This is a genomic window from Ruania halotolerans, assembly GCF_021049285.1.
Classification (GTDB): Bacteria; Actinomycetota; Actinomycetes; order Actinomycetales; family Beutenbergiaceae; genus Ruania; species Ruania halotolerans.
Genome location: NZ_CP088017.1, coordinates 1694232 through 1712920, shown reverse-complemented (window position 1 = coordinate 1712920; position 18689 = coordinate 1694232). Strand labels below are relative to the sequence as shown.

General features: G+C 68.5%; 17 protein-coding genes. 4 read left to right on the top strand and 13 right to left on the bottom strand.

Annotated features, from left to right (window positions below; genetic code table 11):
* Nucleotides 1-12 precede the first annotated feature (12 nt).
* From LQF10_RS07535 to LQF10_RS07525, 3 genes are read right to left on the bottom strand one after another with little or no spacing between them, the layout of a single operon-like run.
* Nucleotides 13-858, bottom strand: a complete 846-nt coding sequence (locus LQF10_RS07535; protein ID WP_231066861.1) for a carbohydrate ABC transporter permease — start codon at nt 856-858, stop codon at nt 13-15.
* 7 nt (nt 859-865) lie between these two features.
* Nucleotides 866-1816 (bottom strand): carbohydrate ABC transporter permease, encoded by a 951-nt coding sequence (locus LQF10_RS07530; RefSeq protein WP_231066860.1) that lies wholly within the window; start codon nt 1814-1816, stop codon nt 866-868.
* A complete protein-coding gene (locus LQF10_RS07525) occupies nt 1813-2949 on the bottom strand; it encodes a LacI family DNA-binding transcriptional regulator (RefSeq protein ID WP_231066859.1) in 1137 nt (378 codons plus the stop codon). The genes LQF10_RS07530 and LQF10_RS07525 overlap by 4 nt, the downstream gene beginning before the upstream one ends.
* Nucleotides 2950-3244: 295 nt before the next feature.
* On the opposite strand from LQF10_RS07525, the gene LQF10_RS07520 reads away from it, so the two are divergent.
* A complete protein-coding gene (locus LQF10_RS07520; RefSeq protein WP_231066858.1) occupies nt 3245-4081 on the top strand; it encodes a carbohydrate deacetylase in 837 nt (278 codons plus the stop codon).
* A gap of 183 nt (nt 4082-4264) precedes the next feature.
* On the opposite strand, the gene LQF10_RS07515 is transcribed toward LQF10_RS07520, so the two are convergent.
* Nucleotides 4265-5437, bottom strand: coding sequence for an epoxide hydrolase family protein (locus tag LQF10_RS07515; RefSeq protein ID WP_231066857.1), 1173 nt, complete (start codon nt 5435-5437; stop codon nt 4265-4267).
* Nucleotides 5438-5579: 142 nt separating this feature from the next.
* On the opposite strand from LQF10_RS07515, the gene LQF10_RS07510 reads away from it, so the two are divergent.
* Nucleotides 5580-6119, top strand: a complete 540-nt coding sequence (locus tag LQF10_RS07510) for a CGNR zinc finger domain-containing protein (protein WP_231066856.1) — start codon at nt 5580-5582, stop codon at nt 6117-6119.
* Between the two features lie 55 nt (nt 6120-6174).
* Nucleotides 6175-7854: an ABC-F family ATP-binding cassette domain-containing protein gene (locus LQF10_RS07505; protein ID WP_231066855.1), complete on the top strand. Its 1680-nt coding sequence runs from the start codon at nt 6175-6177 to the stop codon at nt 7852-7854.
* Between the two features lie 3 nt (nt 7855-7857).
* On the opposite strand, the gene LQF10_RS07500 is transcribed toward LQF10_RS07505, so the two are convergent.
* The 9 genes from LQF10_RS07500 to LQF10_RS07460 form a co-directional block, all read right to left on the bottom strand.
* Nucleotides 7858-8616, bottom strand: coding sequence for an SDR family NAD(P)-dependent oxidoreductase (locus LQF10_RS07500; RefSeq protein ID WP_231066854.1), 759 nt, complete (start codon nt 8614-8616; stop codon nt 7858-7860).
* A 198-nt stretch (nt 8617-8814) separates the two neighbouring features.
* Nucleotides 8815-9282: an SRPBCC family protein gene (locus tag LQF10_RS07495; RefSeq protein ID WP_231067275.1), complete on the bottom strand. Its 468-nt coding sequence runs from the start codon at nt 9280-9282 to the stop codon at nt 8815-8817.
* A gap of 107 nt (nt 9283-9389) precedes the next feature.
* A complete protein-coding gene (locus tag LQF10_RS07490; protein ID WP_231066853.1) occupies nt 9390-10142 on the bottom strand; it encodes an SDR family oxidoreductase in 753 nt (250 codons plus the stop codon).
* Nucleotides 10139-10960, bottom strand: a complete 822-nt coding sequence (gene kduI / locus LQF10_RS07485) for a 5-dehydro-4-deoxy-D-glucuronate isomerase (protein WP_231066852.1) — start codon at nt 10958-10960, stop codon at nt 10139-10141. Before kduI ends, LQF10_RS07490 begins: the two co-directional genes overlap by 4 nt.
* 26 nt (nt 10961-10986) lie before the next feature.
* On the bottom strand, nt 10987-12084 hold the full coding sequence (locus tag LQF10_RS07480) for an enolase C-terminal domain-like protein (protein WP_231066851.1): 1098 nt from the start codon (nt 12082-12084) through the stop codon (nt 10987-10989).
* 27 nt (nt 12085-12111) lie between these two features.
* A complete protein-coding gene (locus tag LQF10_RS07475; protein WP_231066850.1) occupies nt 12112-12882 on the bottom strand; it encodes an IclR family transcriptional regulator in 771 nt (256 codons plus the stop codon).
* Nucleotides 12883-12934: 52 nt separating this feature from the next.
* Nucleotides 12935-13849: a carbohydrate ABC transporter permease gene (locus LQF10_RS07470; protein ID WP_231066849.1), complete on the bottom strand. Its 915-nt coding sequence runs from the start codon at nt 13847-13849 to the stop codon at nt 12935-12937.
* Entirely contained in the window at nt 13846-14805 is a 960-nt protein-coding gene (locus tag LQF10_RS07465; protein WP_231066848.1) for a carbohydrate ABC transporter permease, read from the bottom strand. Before LQF10_RS07465 ends, LQF10_RS07470 begins: the two co-directional genes overlap by 4 nt.
* Complete coding sequence (locus LQF10_RS07460) at nt 14802-16181, bottom strand: ABC transporter substrate-binding protein (protein WP_231066847.1); 1380 nt, start codon at nt 16179-16181, stop codon at nt 14802-14804. Before LQF10_RS07460 ends, LQF10_RS07465 begins: the two co-directional genes overlap by 4 nt.
* Nucleotides 16182-16315: 134 nt before the next feature.
* On the opposite strand from LQF10_RS07460, the gene LQF10_RS07455 reads away from it, so the two are divergent.
* The gene (locus LQF10_RS07455; protein ID WP_231066846.1) at nt 16316-18589 is read left to right on the top strand and encodes an LLM class flavin-dependent oxidoreductase; all 2274 of its coding nucleotides are present in this window, start codon (nt 16316-16318) and stop codon (nt 18587-18589) included.
* The last annotated feature ends 100 nt before the right edge of the window (nt 18590-18689 follow it).

Below are 18689 nucleotides of genomic sequence, written 5' to 3'. Positions count from 1 at the left end.
CTTTCTGGGGTGTCAGCCCTTGACGGCACCGGCGAGCATTCCGCCGGTGAGTTTCTTCTGGAGGAAGGAGAAAACGATCAGGGAGGGAATCGTCGCGAGCACGGCACCGGCAGCGAGCGGACCCAACTGGGTCTGCCCTTCGGCACCGAGGAAGGCACGCAGCGTGATCGGGAGCGTGAACAGCTCCGGGCTCTGCAGCAGCACGAGGGCGAGGAAGAACTCATTCCACGCCGAGACGAAGGTGAACATCGCGGTGGCCATCAGCCCGGGGCGCAGCAGCGGGAACACGATGTGCACCAGCACCTTGAAGCGGCTGGCGCCGTCCATCGAGCCGGCATCCTCGAGCTCACGCGGCACGGCGGCCACGTAGCCCTGCATCATCCACAGCGTGAACGGCAGCGTGAAGGTGACGTAGACCAGGATCAGCCCGAGCAGGGTGTCGTTCAGCATCAACGTCCGCAGCACCAGGAACAACGGGATGATGATCAGGATCTGCGGGAACACCTGGGTGGCGAGGATCCACACGGTGCCGGCGGCGCGCAGTTTCCCGCGCAGCCGGGCCAGCGCGTAGGACATCGGCAGCGTGACGATCACGGCGATCACCATCGTGCTCACCGCCACCAGGAACGAGTTGCCGGCCGAGGTGAGCAGGTTCTGCCGCTCGAGTGCGGTGGTGAAGTTGGTGAACACCCACTCGTTCGGGATCAGGTTCGCGCTCAGGGAGTTCAGCTCCGCGGAGGATTTGAACGAGGCGGAGACGATCCACAGCACCGGGAAGCCCAGGAAGAGCAGGAAGCCGCCGAGCGCCAGGTACTGCAGCACGGTCACCGGCAAGGGCGTCTTCATGTTGGTGTTCATCTGTCCATCACCGCCCTTCCTTGTTCTGCCGGAACTGGTTCACCAGGTAGATGCTCAGGATCAGCAGGATCGCCAGGACGAGCACGTCGCCCATCGCCGAGGCGTAGCCGATCTCGCGGTTGCGGAAGGCCTCGAGATAGGTGAACAGGGGCGGGATCATGGTCTGGCCGCCCGGTCCGCCCTCGGTGAGCACGTAGACGATGCCGAAGTCGTTGAAGTTCCAGATGAAGTCGATGCTGGTGATGGCGATCAGCACCGGCGCCAGGCCCGGCAGGGTCACGTGCCAGAACCGGCGCGCGGCGTTCGCCCCGTCCAGGGCGGCGGCCTCGTGCAGCTCTCCCGGAATGGACTGCATCCCGGCCAGCAGCAGCACGGTGGTCTGCGGCAGTCCGGACCAGATGCCCACCACGATCACGGCCGGCAGCGCGGTGGAGAAGTCGCCGAGCCAGTTCACCTTGTCGATCCCGAACCAGCTCAGCGCTGCGTTCAGCGGCCCGGAGTTGACGTCGTAGATCATCCGCCACAAGATCCCGGTCACCACCGGAGGCATCGCCCATGGGATGAGCACGATGATCCGGGTGAGGGACTTGAACCGCAGCTTGGAGTTCAGCAGCAGCGCCAGCGCGATCGCACTGATCCCGGTGAGTGCGGCCACTGACCCGGCCCACACCAGTCCGATGCCGAAGGAGTCCCAGAACTGCTCGTCCCCGGCGAGCTGGACGAAGTTGTCGAAGCCGGTGAATTCGATCTCGGCGTTGCGCGCGAGGGTGGCGTTGGTGAACCCGAGGTAGACGCCCGCCAGCAGCGGGATCATCGAGAAGACGATGATCGGCAGCAGGGCCGGGATCACCAGGGCGATGGCCTCGCGGCGTTCGGCCTTCTGCCGCGGGCCCAGGCCCGCCTTCCGGCGGGGTGAGCCGCCCGACGGCGGAGCCAGCGCTGGGGCGGGGGCGCTCACTGTGCCCTCCCCTCACCGGACGTTCGGGGAGAGGTGCCCTTCGCCGTCGGCGTTGACTGGGCTGCTGATGCTCGCCCCGTGGTGCGGTTGCGTGCGGTGCGAGGCTCCGCCGTCGGGGGCGCCTTCCGGGCACTGGGCAGCGCGTGAGTGGAGCCGCGCAGGTGCAGGGAGGGCGGGACGCGTACAGCGCGCGGTTCCAGGCCGGCATCGTCCATCCGGGCGAGCAGCATCTGGGCGGCCTTGCGGCCACGTCGGGCAGAGCCGAGGTCCACGCTGGTCAGGCCGGGGTGGCAGACGTCGGCGAGGGTGGTGTTGTCGATGCCGATCACGGCCAGGTCCTCTGGAACGGTGAGGCCGTGTTCCGCGGCGGCGTGCATCACGCCGATGCCGACCAGGTCGTTCACCGCGATCACGGCGTCCCAGGAACTCTCGGCGGAGTCGAAGATCGCCGCGGCGGCGGCGTACCCGGCGTCGATAGTGAAGTCCTCGGCGGAGAACTCTGCGGTGGTCAGGCCGCCGACCTCGGCGGTGGCGCGCAGGAAGCCGGCGTGGCGGAACTTTCCCGGAGTGGTATCGGCGGGGCCGTTCAGGAAGGCGATCCGGCGGGCGCCGGTAGCCACGAGGTGGTCCACCGCCAGGGCCACTCCCCCTTCGGAATCGGCCATCACGGTGTCCACGCGGGTGTTCTCGGGGAGGCGACCGATCACCACCGTGGGCACGGTGGAGGCTTCGAGTGCGTCCACCAGCGCGGGGGTGACGCGCAGCGGGGAGAGGATGAGGCCGTCGACGTAGCCGCGGTTGAGATCGCGGACCAGGTCGAGCGTGCCGGCGGCGTCGCCGGTGCGGGAGACCACGAGGCGGTAGTCCTCGGCGGCGATCACGGACTCGATCTCGCGCATCATCTCCACGTAGACCGGGTTGCCGACATCCGCCACGGCGAAGGCGAGTTGGCCGGTCCGGCGGGTGCGCAGGCTGCGCGCGGCCGAATCGGGGATGTACCCGAGGTCGGTGGCGGCCTTGCGGACCTTCTCCACCGTGGCGGCGCTGGCCACCTGGCCGTTCAGGGCGCGCGAGGTGGAGGCGAGCGAGACTCCGGCTCGCTTGGCCACATCAGCGATGGTCACTCTGCCCATCTGTGCCTCCGGGTTCATCCACGACATTGGAAACGATTCCATTGGAAACGATTCCAGGACGGTAGCACGGTGGTTCGGGGGTGAGCAAGAACCCGAACGGAGGCACGCACGCGCCTCGGAATCCTCCCGACACAGGTTTCGGGCACGGACACAAGGAGGAACCCGAGTCGGCGCGCGGAAGATGTGTCGGCGTGCCGGCGCGGTCGGTGGCCGGGCACGCGAACGCCTCTGGCGAGCCTCGCGCGGATCGCCCACGTATTCTGAAGAAGTCCCTTCCTTCCTGCGAGAAGAACCCATGCAGCGCAGACTCGTGATCACCGCGGACGACCTCGGCGTCGATCCGGATACGAACGCGACCATCGTCGAGCTGCTGCGCGAGGGCGTGGTCTCGGCAACCACGCTCATCCCGGTGGGCGCTGCTGCCGAGGACGCTGTTCGCCGGCTCACGGCTGCCGGATTCACTCAGCCCCGGCTGCACATCACGTTCTCCTCCGCGCGGGGACTGCCGCCCTGGCGCCCGATCACCCCGGGAGTCAGCACACTGACCGACGCCCGCGGGATGTTCGCGCTCGACCCCGCATACGCCGAGCGGCGCGCCACGGCGGCCGACGTGGTCCGGGAACTGCTCGCCCAGCTCACCTGGATGCGCGAGCTCGGGCTGCGGCCGGCCGGGCTGGACTCGCACTCGGGCACCCTGTATGGGCTGTATGGGCGCTCGATGGCAGGCCAGGCGGTGGACTTCTGCGCCGCGAACGGTCTGGACTTCCGGATGCCTCGCACGCTGAGCCGAACCCTGGGTCTGGCCGTCCGCGGACTTCGCCGCGCCCACCGCAGTGCCGTGCAGCGAGCCGATACCTTGCGGGTGCGGCTGCCGGAGGTGCTGGTCAGCTCGTGGCTACCGGGCACGATGGTGCTCGGCTACGGGCAGTTGCGCACCGAGGTGCTGCACCAGCTGCGCCGGCTGCCCGCCGGGACCTCCGAACTGATCGTGCACCCGTCCCCGCCCTCGGCTGCGGACTGGCTACCCGCAGCGGAAGCGCGCAAGCGGCGCTGGGAGCTACGGCTGCTCCGCGACGAGGTGTTCCACCGGGCGCTGCGGCGCGCCGGGATCGAGGTCGTTCCGGCCTGGTAGGGCTGGGGCGTATCACTCACCGCAGCCGAACACGCTCACCGATGCGTGGCGGCGCGGCGTCCATGCGGCGATGGGCACCGACGTGGACCCTCTGGTGGGTCCCTAGATCTCCGACCCTGAGGCTCGAGCTCCGGACAAAGACGCCTCTGTTGAGATCGAGCGAGGTAGTGGAGGCCGACCCGTTCAGCGATGAGCCGCCAGCACTGCCGCTAGCCCCTCCTGGAGATCCTTGACGAAGTACTCGGGAACCTCCAGCGACGGGAAATGTCCACCGGACTCGGCCGCGTTCCATCGGACGATTCGCCGGTACCGCTCCTGTGCCCACGGCCGCGGGCACTTCTCAATGTCGGCGGGGTACATCGTGATCGCGGACGGGACGTCGACCCGCAGATCGGGATCGAGTGAGGCGTGGCTTTCGTAGTAGATGCGCGCCGCCGACGCCCCAGTGCGCGTGAGCCAGTACAGGGTGACGTCGTCAAGAACGCTGTCGATCGAGATCGTCTCGAACGGGCTGTCGGTGGTATCGGACCACTCGGCGAACTTGTCCAGGATCCAGGCAAGCAGCCCGACCGGTGAGTCCACCAGCGAATAGCCGATCGTCTGCGGCCGGGTGGCCTGCTGCTTCGCGTAGGCCGCGCGCTGACTCCAGAAGTCGCGAGTGTCCTCGGCCCACCTGCGCTCGAGCGCGGTCAGCCCATCCGTTGTCAACCCGGGTGGCCCCTCCGCGAATGTCGAATGGATCCCGAGAACGTGGTCCGGGAACCGGCCGCCGATCACTGTGGTGATGTTGCCTCCCCAGTCGCCGCCATGGGCGAGGAACGTGCCGTAGCCGAGCCTTCCCATCAGCTCCACCCATGCCGCCGCGATCTTCTCCGTGCCCCACCCGGTGGTGGCCGGCTTCTCGCTGTACCCAAAGCCGGGGAGCGAGGGAGCCACCACGTGGAACGCTGGTGCGTCTGCATCCTGCGGATCTGCGAGTTCGTCGATGACGTGGGTGAACTCGGCGATGCTGCCGGGCCAGCCGTGCGTCATGATCAGCGGCGTGGCGTCCGCACGCGGGGATCGGCGGTGCAGGAAGTGGATGCCCAGTCCCTCGATCGTCGTGCGGAACTGGCCGAGGCGGTTGAGGCGATCTTCGAACGATCGCCAGTCGTACCCGGTGCGCCAGTAGTTCACCACATCGATCAGGTCAGCGAGCGGAACACCCTGGTCCCATCGGTGCGGGCCAGGCGCGGCGCGGTCGACCGTCTCCACCTCCGGCAGCCGCGCCGCGGCCAGTCGCGCCCGCAGATCGTCGAGATCAGCGTTGCCTGCGTGGGCTTCGAATGGGTGGACGTCGCTGGTTGGGCGGGACATGAGACCTCCTGGCCGTCGTGGAGCCGGCGGCACACAATGTGAACCGGCTAAGACGGTTCCATTCTTCACGAGGCGGCGCTAGGACGCAACCGGCTAAGGTGGTTCCATGCCTGCTGAGTACCCCGAATTCCGCCTCGGTAGCGTGCTGGCGACCAGCTTCACGGCGACGCTGACAGAGCGTCGTGGCGACGCAGTGGAGCGCATCCCCACGCCGCAGCGCCTGATCGACTGGCTGGCAGTGAACGGCCTCGCCGTGGAGTCCTGCAGCGCTGCCCAGCTCGACCACGCCCGGGAACTGAGGGAGTCGATCCACGCCGCCGCGACAGCGGCCGCGATCGACGCTGCTCTTCCGGCCGCTGCCGTGCGCGTCATCAATGACTGCAGCGTTCAGGGCCAGGCTGCGGCCATCCTGACCCCCGAGCGGAACCGGCGATGGCGGCTCAGCTCGGCCGCCGTCGAGGATGCGCTCAGCGTGATCGCCGCCGACGCGATCAACATCATCACCGGCGAGCGGGACGGACGACTGGCGTTATGTGCCTCACCGACCTGCCAGGCCGCCTTCTTCGACACCAGCCAAAGCCGCACCAGGAAATGGTGTGAGATGAACACCTGCGGGAATCGTCAGAAGAAGGCGCGCTTCCATGCCAGTCAGCACCGGAAAAACGCTTCGGCGGGCACGTAGCACCGGCGAAATGCCTTCGACGGCCGCCACCCGGCGACCGTAGGCTCAGGCGATCATGAGTCACATCGCCCTCTCTGGGATCACCGTCACCCTGCCTGATGGCCGGGTGCTGCTGGATGAGGTCTCGTTCCGCGTGGGCGAGGGAGACGTGGTGGCCCTCGTCGGACCGAATGGGGCCGGCAAGACGACGCTGTTGAGGGTCATCGCGGGCGATCTCACTCCCGACGCAGGCACGGTCGCGCGCAGTGGCGGGCTCGGCGTGATGCGGCAGTTCATCGGCGGCATCCGCGACTCCACCACAGTGCGGGACCTGCTGTACGGACTGATGCCGCAGCGTCTGCGCGAGGCCGTGGCCACTGTGGATGCCCTCGAAGAACGGCTCATGGAGGACGACTCCGAACCGGTGCAGCTGCGGTACGCCACGGCGCTTGCCGAGTACGCCGATGCCGGCGGGTATGACGCGGAGGTCACCTTCGACGTCTGCTGCACTGCTGCCCTGGGGGCCGGGTATGACCGGGTCAAGTGGCGCGAGGTGACCACGCTCTCGGGCGGGGAACAGAAGCGTCTCGCCCTGGAGGTGCTGCTGCGCGGACCGGACGAGGTGCTGCTGCTCGACGAGCCGGACAACTACCTCGACGTGCCCGGTAAACGATGGCTCGAGGAGCAACTGCGCACCACCACCAAGTCGGTGCTGCTGGTCTCCCACGACCGTGAACTGCTCGCCCAGGCAGCCACCTCGGTCGCGGCCCTGGAACTGGGCGCGGCCGGCAACACCCTGTGGGTGCACAGTGGCCCGTTCGCCGGATTCGCCTCGGCTCGCCGGGCCCGGTTCGAACGCTTCGAGGAACTGCGCCGCCGCTGGGACGAGGAACACGCCAAACTCAAGGCACTGGTGGTGATGTACCGGCAGAAGGCGGCCTACAACGCGGATATGGCAAGCCGGTTGCAGGCTGCCGTCACCCGCCTGGAGAAGTTCGAGGCGGCCGGGCCACCGCAAGCGCTCCCGCAGGAGCAGAAGGTCTCGATGCGGCTCTCGGGTGGTCGCACGGGCAAGCGTGCCGTGGTGGTGGAGAACCTCGAACTGACCGGACTGATGCACGCCTTCGACGCCGAGATCTGGTTCGGCGACCGTGTGGGTGTGCTCGGTTCCAACGGGTCCGGGAAATCCCACTTCCTGCGGCTCCTCGCCGGTGGGGGCAGCCAACCGGAGATCGAGCATCTCCCGGTCGGCGAGGTCGAGATCACGCCGGTCCCGCATACGGGCCGGGCTCGACTCGGGGCGCGGGTCCGTCCGGGCTGGTTTGCTCAAACCCATCACCACCCCGAACTGCTCGGCCGGACCCTGCTCGAGATCCTGCACCGCGGTGACGACCACCGCGCGGGCATGGGCCAGGAGCAAGGGGCGCGTGCGCTGGATCGCTACGAACTCGCCCAGGCGGCCGAGCAACGCTTCGAGTCGCTCTCTGGCGGACAGCAGGCACGTCTGCAGATCCTCCTCCTGGAGCTGTCCGGCGCCACCTTGCTATTGCTGGACGAGCCCACGGACAACCTCGACCTGGAGTCGGCGGAGGCACTGGAGACCGGCCTGGCCGCCTTCGAGGGCACCGTGCTGGCTGTGACACATGACCGCTGGTTCGCGCGCAGTCTCGACCGGTATCTGGTGTTCGGCGCCGACGGATCGGTCTATCCGAGTGACGAGCCGGTCTGGGACGAGGCACGGGTGGCACGGGCCTAGCCGTCACGCGAAGTAGGCGCCCCCGTTGAGGTCAAGTGAGGTGCCGGTGGCGAACCCCGAATCCGCCCGCGCGTAGTACTCGGCGGCCGCGGCCACGTCCGCCGGATAGCCGGGCCGGCCAAGCGGGATGGCGTTGATCGCCTGCTGTTGTGCCTCTGCGGGGGTGAACGTCTCGTGGAACGGAGTGTCGAGGATGAGGCCGGGCGCGATCGCGTTCACGGTGATGCCATCCGGTGCCACTTCCTTCGCGAGCGCCCGGGTGAACCCGTCGAGCGCGGCTTTGGCGGTGGCATACGCAGCCGAACCGTTCCCGCCGCCGTTCTTGCCCGCCAGTGAGGAGATCGTCACGATCCGTCCGCCCTCGCCGAGGTGGCGCAGTGCGGCGCGGCTCGCGTAGAAGACCGAGGCGACGTTGAGGGCCATCACCTTGTCCCAGTACTCATCCGACATCTGCGCCACTCGGTGGCGCGCGATGAGACCACCGGCATTGTTGACGAGCACGTCGAGCCCGCCGAGGCGACCGGCGAGCTCGTCGATCACGCGGTCGGTCTGCGCGCTGTCGCGGGCGTCCAACTGGGCACCGAGCACCTCGATGCCCTCGGTGGCCAACATCTCGACCACGTCTTCAACCGGGCGGGAGTGGGTGGTGATGGCCACGTGCGCCCCGGCGCGGGCGAAGCGTCGCGCGATTCCCAGGCCGATCCCCACTCCTCCCCCGGTGACGATGACGCGGCGGCCGCTGAGCGTGGCGGTGTGTTCCATGAGGCCATCCATCCTTGGTGGGTCCTGTTCAGGCAGTGCCATTCTGCCCATGGATCACGGGCTGATGGCCAACCATCTCAGCGCAATACGCCGAGAGCCGCCCGCTACCACTCAGGTGGCGACGGCGGGTGTACGCCGTCCACAGCCGACAGATGCGGCCCGTCATTCGTCACGGGCTCGCACCTGCCGGTCCTGCGACTATCCGGTGAGCGAGATCGCTGCCAGGTTGCCGAGCGAGGCTTCCAAATCCTCTTCCTTGACCAGCGGGAAGTGGATCTTCTTCAGCAGGTCCTTGTCGGTGACGTGGCTCCAGTCGTAGGTGAGCTGGGCCTCGGTGTGGCCTTGGTCCGTCGGGGTCAGTTCCCAGACCCACTGCCAGCCGGGAGGCTCCGTGCCGGCGGGCGCCGTCTTCCAGGCCACCAGCTTGTCCTTGTCGTAACCGACCACGTGGTTGTCGGTCTGGTACTCCCCGCCCATGTGATCACCCTCCATGTTCATAGTGAACACCTGACCGGTGGCGGTGATCCGATCACCCTGATCCAGTGAGCGCACGAAACCGGATCCGTCGATCCGCTCGTGGTTCTCCACCTTGGTCAGGGCATCGAAGACGTCGGCGGCGGGGGCGTCGATGACGCGCGAGACGGTCACACTCGTCTGCTCAGAAATGATGTGCTCCTCAGTTCAAGCTCGGGGTCAATGACGGCGCCTGATAGGCACCTCCCTCCACTGTGCCCCGAGTGCTCCACCCCCGCCACCGCGAGCGCCGTCGGGAATCACGCTCCCAACCAGCCGCCGTCCACGGCCAGCACGTGCCCGTGCACGTAGGAGGCGGCGTCGCTGGCGAGGAAGACCGCCGGTCCCACCATGTCCTCCGGTTCGGCCCAGCGGCCGGCGGGGATCCGGGCGGTGATCTGCGCCGACCGTTCCGCGTCCTGCCGTAGCGGGGCGGTGTTCGCCGTCTTCACATACCCCGGCGCAATGGCGTTCACGTTCACCCCGCCGCCTGCCCACTCGTTCGCGAGCGCCTTCGTCAGGCCCACCACGCCGTGCTTGGCCGCGGCGTAGGAGGCCACCTGCTGGCCGCCTTGGAAGGAGAGCATCGAGGCCACGTTGATGATCTTGCCGGTGCCTCGGTTGAGCATCCGGGCGCCGAACTCGCGGCACAGCACCCAGGTGGCGTCCAGGTCCACGGTGAGCACCTCACGCCAATGCGCCGTCGACGTGGTGGCGGAAGGGCCGCGCCGAATGATGCCGGCGCTATTCACCAGGATGTCCACCTCCGCACGGGCGAGAACGTCCTGGGCGCAGGCTGCCGCGGCATCCAGGTCGGACAGGTCGGCCAGTACCGCCTCGGCCGTGCCGCCGCGGCGGCGGATCTCCTCGGCCACGGAGCCGACGTTGTCCGCGCGCCCCCAGGTGAGCACGTGCGCGCCCGCCTCAGCAAGGCCGAGCGCCACGGCCCTGCCGATCCCCGAGGATGCGCCCGTGACCACTGCGACACGTTCGTGCAGGTCGAATGCCGTCATCGAAGCTGCGCCACATCGACGGCGTCCATGTCGTCAAAGGCCTGGTTCTCACCGGCCATCGCCCAGACGAAGGAGTAGGCACCGGTGCCGGCTCCGGAGTGCACCGACCACGGCGGGCTGATCACCGCCTGCTGATCCTGCACCACGAGGGTGCGCAGCTGATCCGGCTGACCGCAGAAATGCATCACACGGCCGGCCTCACCCAACCCGGTGTACAGGTAGACCTCGGTGCGCCGGTCGTGCGTGTGCGGGGGCATGGTGTTCCACACGCTGCCTGGGGCGAGGGTGGTGATGCCCAGCACCAGCCGGTCGGAGGCGACGCCGTCGGCGTGCACGTACCGGCGGATGGTGCGCACGTTGGCGCCCTCGTCGGCGCCCATGTGGAGCGCCTCGGCTTCATCGCGGCGGACCAGCGCCGTCGGGTGGGTGCTGCTGGCTGGCGCCGAGACCAGGTAGAGCCGCGCGCCCTCGCCGGCCAGCTGCACGCCCTGGGTGCCGGCGCCCAGGTACAGCAGATCGAAGTGGTCCAGCCGATACTCCTGGCCGTCGGCGGTGACTGTGGCCGGCGCATCGCCGACGTTGACCACGGCCACCTCACGCCGCTCACAGAAGGACTGCGCGCGCAGCTGATCAGGTGGATCGAGGGGCAACGGGTCGGTGCCGGGCACGGCGCCGCCGATCACGAGGCGGTCGTCGTGGGCCATGGTGAGGCGGACCTCGCCCGGGGCGAACAGATTCTCCACGAGGAACCGGCTGCGCAGGGCTGCGGTGTCGAGGGTGCGGGCGTCGTCGGGGTGGGTGGAGTGGCGAACGTCCATGGTGTTCTCCTCAGTGGTGGTGCGGGTCAGTGGCGCTGCGGGGTGGTCAGGGTGAGGCCGAAGCCGGAGTCGTCCGGCACGGTGATGTGGCCCTCCGCCAGGGCGTAGGGGCCGGCCTCGACGCCGTCGGTGCTGCCGGGCACGCCCTCGACGGTGAGCACGTTGCCCAGGCCGGCGGCCATCTGCGCGGCGTAGGCCGTCTTCAGCGGTTGACCCCAGGCGTGCGGTGAGGCTGCCACGCCGATCTCGGCCAGAGTGGGCATCAGGCGCCGCCATGGGGTGAGGCCGTAGGAGACGACGTCCATCAGCAGCACGTCCACCAGTCCGCGGCGAGCGAGTTCGACCATGTGTTCCTCGTCCGGATCGAACTCGCCGTCGGCCACCAGCACGCCGGAGCCGGACTCCTTGAGGTACTCGCGCACCACGCCGAGGCCGCCGGCCTCCTCGTGGAACGGCTCCTCGATCCAGAACAGGTCACAGTCGCTGACGGCGCGCAGGAAGTCGACCGTCTCGGCGGGGGTGTAGCCGTTGTTGGCGTCCACGAGGATGCGCGCGTCCGGGTAGTGCTCGCGGACCGTCCGGGTGACCTCGATGTCACGGGCGAACCCGGCGTCGTGGTCCATCCAGCGGCTCCCGCGGCCGATTTTGAGCTTGAAGGCGCGATAGCCGGCCGCCCAGTCGGCGGCGCAGTTCTCCAGCACCGCGGCAATGCCCCGAGGCGTCTCGTCCGGATCGAGATCGTCGAAGTAGATGGCGCCGGAGTAGCAGGAGACGGTCCGATCACCGCGCCCACCCAGCATCGCGTGCACGGGCACGTCGAGGATGCGGGCGGCCAGATCGTGCAGCGCGAAGTCGAGTGGGGCCGCCTCCTGGTCGAGCACACCCACGGCCGGGTCGAAGAGTTCGGCCAGTGGCCGGCCCGCCCAGCGCTGCAGCTGCTCGGCGTGCGCCTTCCCTTCCACCAGGCCCCATCCGCTGTGCCCGGTATCGGTGCGCACGGTCACGGCGGTGGTGGCGAAGCCGGACCCGTGGCTGCCGAGCCGGGCGTTGCGGCCCACGGTGCGTGGGTAGCGGACGGTGAGCGGGCTGGCCTCGACGGCGATGATCCGATGGTCGGTGTGCATGATCTCCTCGGTGAGTGGGGCGGGGCGCTAATGCGCCCCGAGGTCGTCTGAGAGTTGGCGTGCGGTCGCGGTCACGGCGGCCACGATGTGTTCCTCGCGGGCACTGATGCGCTGGTAGGGACCGCCCACGCTGATGGCAGCCACCGGATGGTCGCGGTGGTCGCGCACCACAGCCGCGAGGCAGCGCACCTCCGGCTCGAGTTCACGGTCGTCGATGGCGTACCCACGCGCGCGGGTGGCCTCCAGCTCGGCACGCAGGGCCTCGCGGGTGGTGATGGTGGAGGGGGTCACCGCGGGCATGTCGACCGTCGGCAGCAAGTCCTCAAGTTCGGCTTCCGGCAGCGCGGCGAGGTAGGCCTTTCCCAGCGCCGTGGCGTACAGCGGGCGCCGGCTGCCCGGCTTGGCGGTCATGGTCACGGCACTGGGGCCCACCTCCTGAAGTACGTAGACCACGTCCTGCCCGTCCGCGATCGCGAGGAACGCCGTCTCCTGAACTGTTTCGACCAGGCTGCGCAGCCGATCGGCGGCCACGTCGTACAGGTGCACATCACCGAGAGCCTGCAGGCCGAGCCGCACGGCGCCGCCGCCGAGGCGTAAGCCTCCGCCGTGCCGTTCGGAGAGGAAGCCGCGTTCCTTGAGCTGGCCGATCAGGCGGTAGGCGGCGCTGCGGGAGATGCCCAGGCGGGTGGCGATCTCCGCCGCACCCACGTTCGGGTGCGAGGCGACCACCTCCAGGATCGTCAGCCCGCGCGCCAGGGTTCCGGAGGTCGTCTCGTCGCCGTTGTTGCGTGGTGTCATGTCCGACATCCTCTCCGACACCGGCGCCAGCGGTGCGAAGATCACGCGTGCCTCATCCCTTCAACCCCGAGCGTGAGACACCGCTGATGATGTATCGCTGCGCGAAGGCGTACACCACGAGCACCGGCACACTCGCCAGGACGGCACCGGCCATGATCGCCGGGTAGTCGGTGGCATAGGAACCCACCAGCGTGGCCAGCCCGGCCGGGAGGGTGAGGTTCTCCGGGTTGAACAGCACGTACAGCGGCCACAGGAAATCGTTCCAGCTGGTGAGGAAGGCCAGCACGGCCAGCGTGGCCAGGGGTGCCTTCGACAGCGGGATCAAGACGCGGGCGAAGATCTGCCACCGGTTCGCCCCGTCCAGGATCGCCGCCTCCTCCAGCTCGGCCGGCAGGGAGAGGAAGAACTGGCGCAGGAAGAAGACCCCGAAGGCGGATGCCGCTCCGGGCACGATCAACGCCCACATCGAATCCAACCAGTCGAAGGCGTCCACGATCAGGTAGTTCGGCATCAGGAACACGAACCCGGGAACGAACAGGGTGCTGATGATCAGCGCGAAGGCCGCGTTGCGGCCGCGGAACTGCATCCTGGCCAGGGCGTACGCGGCGAGCGACGCCGTCAGCAGTACCAGGGCTGTCGTGGCCAGGCCCACCACCAGGCTGTTCAGAACCCAGCGCAGCACCGGGGCCTGCGCGTCGGCAAACAAGGTGGTGTAGCCCTCGGTGGAGAATTCGGGCGGGAGCCACTGCGGAGGCAGCGCCGTGGCGTCTCCCCGCGTCTTGAACGAGGTGGAAAGCATCCACAGCAGCGGTGCGAAGAATGCCACCGAGAGTGCGAGCAGAATCGCGTAGAAACCGGCGGTGCGCAGCATACGGCGGGGTGAGCGGCGCCGGGCTGCGAGTGTGCTGTGCCGGCTGGCCGGGCCACGGGTGGCCGCAGGCGTCGAGGGGCGAGTGAAGGTGCTCATTTCATCTCCTGACGGCGAAAGAGGAGGAAGTTCAATGCGCTCACGCCGATCAGCAGCAGGGCGAGGATGTAGCTCATCGCCGCGCCCACGCCGATCCGGAACTGCTCCAGTCCGGTCTCGGCGATGAACATGATGGCGGTACGCGTCTGATTGCTCGGTGCGCCGCCGGTGAGCAGGTACGCCTGACCGAACATGTTGGCGGAGGCCAGGATGGTGATGGTCAGCACGAACAGCAGCACGGGCCTGAGCCCGGGTACGGTCACGTGCCAGAACTCGTGCCGACGCGAGGCACCGTCCACGCGGGCGGCCTCGTAGAGGGTGCCGTCGATGTCCTGCAGGCCGGCGAGGTAGACCACGGTGTTGAAGCCGAGCGTCCACCACACGGTGACGCCGACGAGAGAGACCCAGACCCACGGCACCGCCGTGAGCCAGGCGATCGGCTCTTCCAGACCGAGCTGGCCGAGCGCGTAGTTGACCAGCCCGACGTTGGCGTTCAGCAGGTATTGCCAGAGCAGGCCGATCACACTCACCCCCAGCACATACGGGGCGAAATACACGGCGCGGAAGAAGTTGCGGCCGGCGAAGTTGCGGTTCAGCAGCAGCGCGAGACCGAGCGGGATCGAGATCAGGAAGGGCACCGAGAACAGCACGAACAGTCCGGTGGCCCGCATCGACTCCCAGAACTGCACGGCGGTCAGGCTCGTGGGGTCGAACAGTTCGAGGTAGTTGCCCAAGCCGACCCAGGGCCGGTTCGGCAGGAAGAAGTCCCAGTTGTGCAGGCTGATCCAGAGCCCGTAGAGCGCCGGGAACAACATGAACACCCCGAACACGAGCATGAACGGAGCCAGGAACAGGTAGGGCGTCAGTGGGTGTCCCAGGCGTGCGTCGCGCGGGCGGGAGGGGACCTCCTGCTCGGGTGGGCGTGCAGTGGGGCGGGCAGGTGCCGTGGTGCTCATGCGAGGGCCTCCGCGTACTTCTGGCGGTTCTCCTCGAGGAGGTGATCGGCCCGGAGGGCTGCCTCGTCGAGAGCCTGTTGGGGGTGGGCGTTCTGCAGCAGCACGGTGCTGATCGCCGGGTAGAGGATCGTGGACTGCACGTCGAAGATGCCCGGGATCAGCGGGTAGAACCGCACCTGGTCGAGGGCCTCCGCCACCGACGACTGCGCATCCAGGGCGGCGAACTCGGCGCTCTCGACCACGTCCCGGCGGGCGGGCACCGGCCCGGCGTCGGCCCAGCGCAGGGAGTTGCTGCTGATCCAATCGAGGAAGGTGTACACCGCAGCGAGCCGGCCGGCCTCGAAGGAGCGTTGCCGCATCACCACGAACTGGTGTGATCCGGCGAATGAGGCCGGCGTCTGCCCGATCAGCGGCAGCGGCGCCACTGCCCAGTCCAGATCCGGCACCGCCCGGAAGTCATTGATGAGCGCGCCGGGTCCGCCCCACATGAACGCGTTCAGGTCGTTCTTGAAGGCGACGTTGGCATCTCCCCCGCTGACGTTCTGCCGGCTGTGCCCGGCCCGGATCCGCTCGACCAGCCAGGTGAGTGCCTCCACGCCTTCGGGTTCATTGAAACGCGCGCGCGAGCCTTCCTCGTCGTACAACTCACCGCCCATCTGCCACAGCACGCTGTCGAACCCGCGCCCGACGCCCTGCGGATCGATGGCGGGCAGCCAATGGCCGGCCACGTTGTTGTCGGCGAGCGCCTCAAGGGTGTCCTCGTAGGACTGGCGATCCTGCGGCGGGTCATCGGGATCCAGGCCGGCGTCGGCCAGCACCCGGCGGTTGTAGAACAGGCTGTCCGGCCACACATCCAGCGGAATCGAGTACCGCCGCTGACCGACCATGCCCGAACGCCACACGGTCGCGGAGAACGAATCCTCGGACAACCCGATCCGCTCAGCCACCTCGTCGAGGGAGATGATCACGCCCCGGGCGGCGTTGGTGGCGACATGGAAGTTCTGCATCAGCCCGATATCGGGCGCCAGGCCACTGACCACCGCTGCCGGGAACTTCTGATAAAAGGACGACCACGGGATGGCGAACATCTCCACCTCGATGGCCGGGTGCTCGGCTTGGAACTCCCGGCACAGATCGCGCATCAGCGCACCATCGGCTCCGGTGAGTCCATTCCAGAAACGCAAGGTGATCGGCGGGCCGTCGTAGGAAGCGGGAACGTCGGGCAGCGAGACGGCAGACAGGTCCGGGCTCGAGCAGGCGCCGAGCACTCCTGCCGACAAGGCCGTGGCGCCCAGACCCAGGACGGCGCGCCGAGTAGGTGAGGCGAGGGTGGGGTCCATCGGTGAGTACGACTCCTTCGTCGATGTGTCATTCATTGGGACACTGAAACGATAGGTGGGACACTATCAGCAGGACCCTGGGCGCGTACAGCGTCGGCACACTCGGGAACAATGAACCCGCTCGCGCGTTGACTCCTAGGAGATTCAACTTTCAACATCATTGGGGCACCATGACTGACTACGGTCACGACCTGACCTTCGGCACCTTCCTCACCCCGCAGGCGGCCAATCCGCAGGCACCGGTGGCCCTTGCCCAGCTCACCGAGCAGGTGGGGCTGGACCTGGTCACGCTGCAGGACCACCCGTATCAGCCGAGCTTCCTGGACACCTGGACGCTGCTCACCTGGATCGCGGCGCAGACCGAGCGAGTCACCGTGGCCGGCAACGTGCTGAACCTTCCGCTGCGCCCACCCGCGGTGCTTGCGAAGTCACTCGCCTCCCTCGACCTGCTCTCCGGCGGACGGGCCGCGCTGGGGCTGGGTGCGGGCGCGTTCTGGGACGCAATCGAGGCCATGGGCACCCCGCGCCGCACCCCGGGCGAAGCGGTGGACGCCCTCACCGAGGCCATCGAGGTGATCCGCGAACTGTGGGACACCACGAACCCGCGCCCGCTGCGCATCGAGGGCGAGCACTACCGCCTCACCGGCGCCAAGCGTGGGCCGGCACCGAAGAACGACGTGCCGATCTGGCTGGGTGCCTACAAGCCCCGCATGCTCCGCCTGGTCGCGCAGCGCGCGGACGGCTGGTTACCGTCCCTGGCCTACCTGAAGGATGGCGACCTGGCCCGCGGCAACGCCACCATCGATGCCGCCGCGGAGAAGGCCGGCCGTCACCCGGCCGAGATCCGGCGCCTGCTGAACATCAACGGCGCGGTCTCCCCGACCTCCCAGGGCTACCTGAACGGCCCGGTGGAGCAGTGGGTGGAAGAACTGACGGCGCTCGCGCTGACCGACGGCATCGGCACGTTCATCCTGGGCACGGACGATCCCGCCTTCATCGCGACCTTCGGTGAGGAGATCGCCCCAGCCGTCCGGGACGCCGTCGGGAAGGAACGGGGCGTGCGGGGCACCACCCCGGCCACGGCACAGCGCGGGAGCGCCGCGCTAGCCAAACGGCGGGACGGTATCGACTACGACGGGCTCTCTCCCGCACTGGCCGCGACCGCCGTCGAGCCGGGCGACCGGGCCTATGCCGGGATGCAGCACAACTATCTGCGTGCGGGCTCACCAGGGCTGATCTTGCAGCCACAAACGCCGGTGGAGGTGGCCCACGCGCTCGCCTTCGCGCGCGAGCAGGAGGTACCCCTGGGGGTGCGCTCCGGCGGGCACGGCATCAGCGGTAAATCCACCAACGACGGCGGCCTCGTGCTTGACCTGCGCGCGCTCGCTTCCGTCGAGGTGCTCGACAGTGCCGAGGGTTCTCCCCTCGTGCGTGCAGGGGCCGGGGCCACCTGGGCGAAGGTGGCCGAGACGCTCACGCCGCACGGGTTGGCAATCAGCTCCGGGGACTACGGCGGCGTCGGCGTGGGCGGGTTGGCGACCACCGGCGGGGTGGGCCTGCTCGGGCGAACTTTCGGCCTCACCATCGATCGGGTGCGAGCCGCCCAGGTGGTGACGGCGGACGGGCAGATCCTGCACGCCTCGCCCGAGGAGCATCCCGACCTGTTCTGGGGCCTGCGCGGCGCGGGCGGCAATCTCGGGATCGTCACCTCGGTGGACATCGAACCGATGCCGCTCGGGGACGTGGTGTTCTCCCAGATGAGCCTGGATGCGACCGACACGGCCGGGCTGCTGCAGCGGTGGGGTGCGGTGGTGGAGTCAGCCCCGCGGGAGCTGACCAGCTTCCTCATCCTCTCCCCCGCGCGGCGTGGGCAGCCGGCCGTGGCCCAGCTGATGACCGTGGTGGCCAGCGACGATACCGAGATGGCGGTACGTCAGCTGGAGCGGCTGGCGGATGCGGGCCCACTGCTGGGGCATCAGGCCTACCAGCTTCCCTATGCGCAGGTGGTGCGCGCTGGGGATCGGAATCACTCCGGTGGCGGCACCCCAGCGGTGCGTTCGACTCTGGTGACGCACCTCGATGGTGCCGCCGACGCCTTCGCGCGAGTTGCTGACTCGGGTGTGGCGTACTTCCTGCAGATCCGGGCCACCGGCGGTGCCTCGCATGATCTCGCCCCGGATGCGACGGCCTACCCGCACCGGCACCAGAACTTCCTGCTCAGCGCGATGGGCGCCAATCAGGAACGGCTCGACGGGGTGTGGGATGGCGAGATGGTCGGCCACGGCGAGGGGCTCTACCTCTCGTTCGACACTGCCGACACCGGCGCGCGACCCGACCTGCTCGAGGCGGCGTTCGGGTCGAACCTGCCGCGACTGAAGCAGCTCAAGCGGGACTGGGATCCGAGCAACGTGTTCTCGGGGAACTTCCCGATCCCGCCGGCCTGAGGCACGCCGCTGGTGCCGACACACTCGCACAACGAACTCTCGATCACCGAACGTGCGCTGGATGTGGGAGAAGGGAACGAAGCACTCCTACCACCCTGAC

What these genes read in the sequence shown, in the direction of transcription:
- LQF10_RS07480 (WP_231066851.1), bottom strand. Translation starts at nt 12,084, where the DNA reads ATGCACACCGACCATCGGATCATCGCCGTCGAGGCCAGCCCGCTCACC.
- LQF10_RS07520 (WP_231066858.1), top strand. Translation starts at nt 3,245, where the DNA reads ATGCAGCGCAGACTCGTGATCACCGCGGACGACCTCGGCGTCGATCCG.
- LQF10_RS07455 (WP_231066846.1), top strand. Translation starts at nt 16,316, where the DNA reads ATGACTGACTACGGTCACGACCTGACCTTCGGCACCTTCCTCACCCCG.
- LQF10_RS07470 (WP_231066849.1), bottom strand. Translation starts at nt 13,849, where the DNA reads ATGAGCACCTTCACTCGCCCCTCGACGCCTGCGGCCACCCGTGGCCCG.
- LQF10_RS07490 (WP_231066853.1), bottom strand. Translation starts at nt 10,142, where the DNA reads ATGACGGCATTCGACCTGCACGAACGTGTCGCAGTGGTCACGGGCGCA.
- LQF10_RS07535 (WP_231066861.1), bottom strand. Translation starts at nt 858, where the DNA reads ATGAACACCAACATGAAGACGCCCTTGCCGGTGACCGTGCTGCAGTAC.
- LQF10_RS07475 (WP_231066850.1), bottom strand. Translation starts at nt 12,882, where the DNA reads ATGACACCACGCAACAACGGCGACGAGACGACCTCCGGAACCCTGGCG.
- kduI (WP_231066852.1), bottom strand. Translation starts at nt 10,960, where the DNA reads ATGGACGTTCGCCACTCCACCCACCCCGACGACGCCCGCACCCTCGAC.
- LQF10_RS07515 (WP_231066857.1), bottom strand. Translation starts at nt 5,437, where the DNA reads ATGTCCCGCCCAACCAGCGACGTCCACCCATTCGAAGCCCACGCAGGC.
- LQF10_RS07525 (WP_231066859.1), bottom strand. Translation starts at nt 2,949, where the DNA reads ATGGGCAGAGTGACCATCGCTGATGTGGCCAAGCGAGCCGGAGTCTCG.
- LQF10_RS07465 (WP_231066848.1), bottom strand. Translation starts at nt 14,805, where the DNA reads ATGAGCACCACGGCACCTGCCCGCCCCACTGCACGCCCACCCGAGCAG.
- LQF10_RS07500 (WP_231066854.1), bottom strand. Translation starts at nt 8,616, where the DNA reads ATGGAACACACCGCCACGCTCAGCGGCCGCCGCGTCATCGTCACCGGG.
- LQF10_RS07505 (WP_231066855.1), top strand. Translation starts at nt 6,175, where the DNA reads ATGAGTCACATCGCCCTCTCTGGGATCACCGTCACCCTGCCTGATGGC.
- LQF10_RS07460 (WP_231066847.1), bottom strand. Translation starts at nt 16,181, where the DNA reads ATGAATGACACATCGACGAAGGAGTCGTACTCACCGATGGACCCCACC.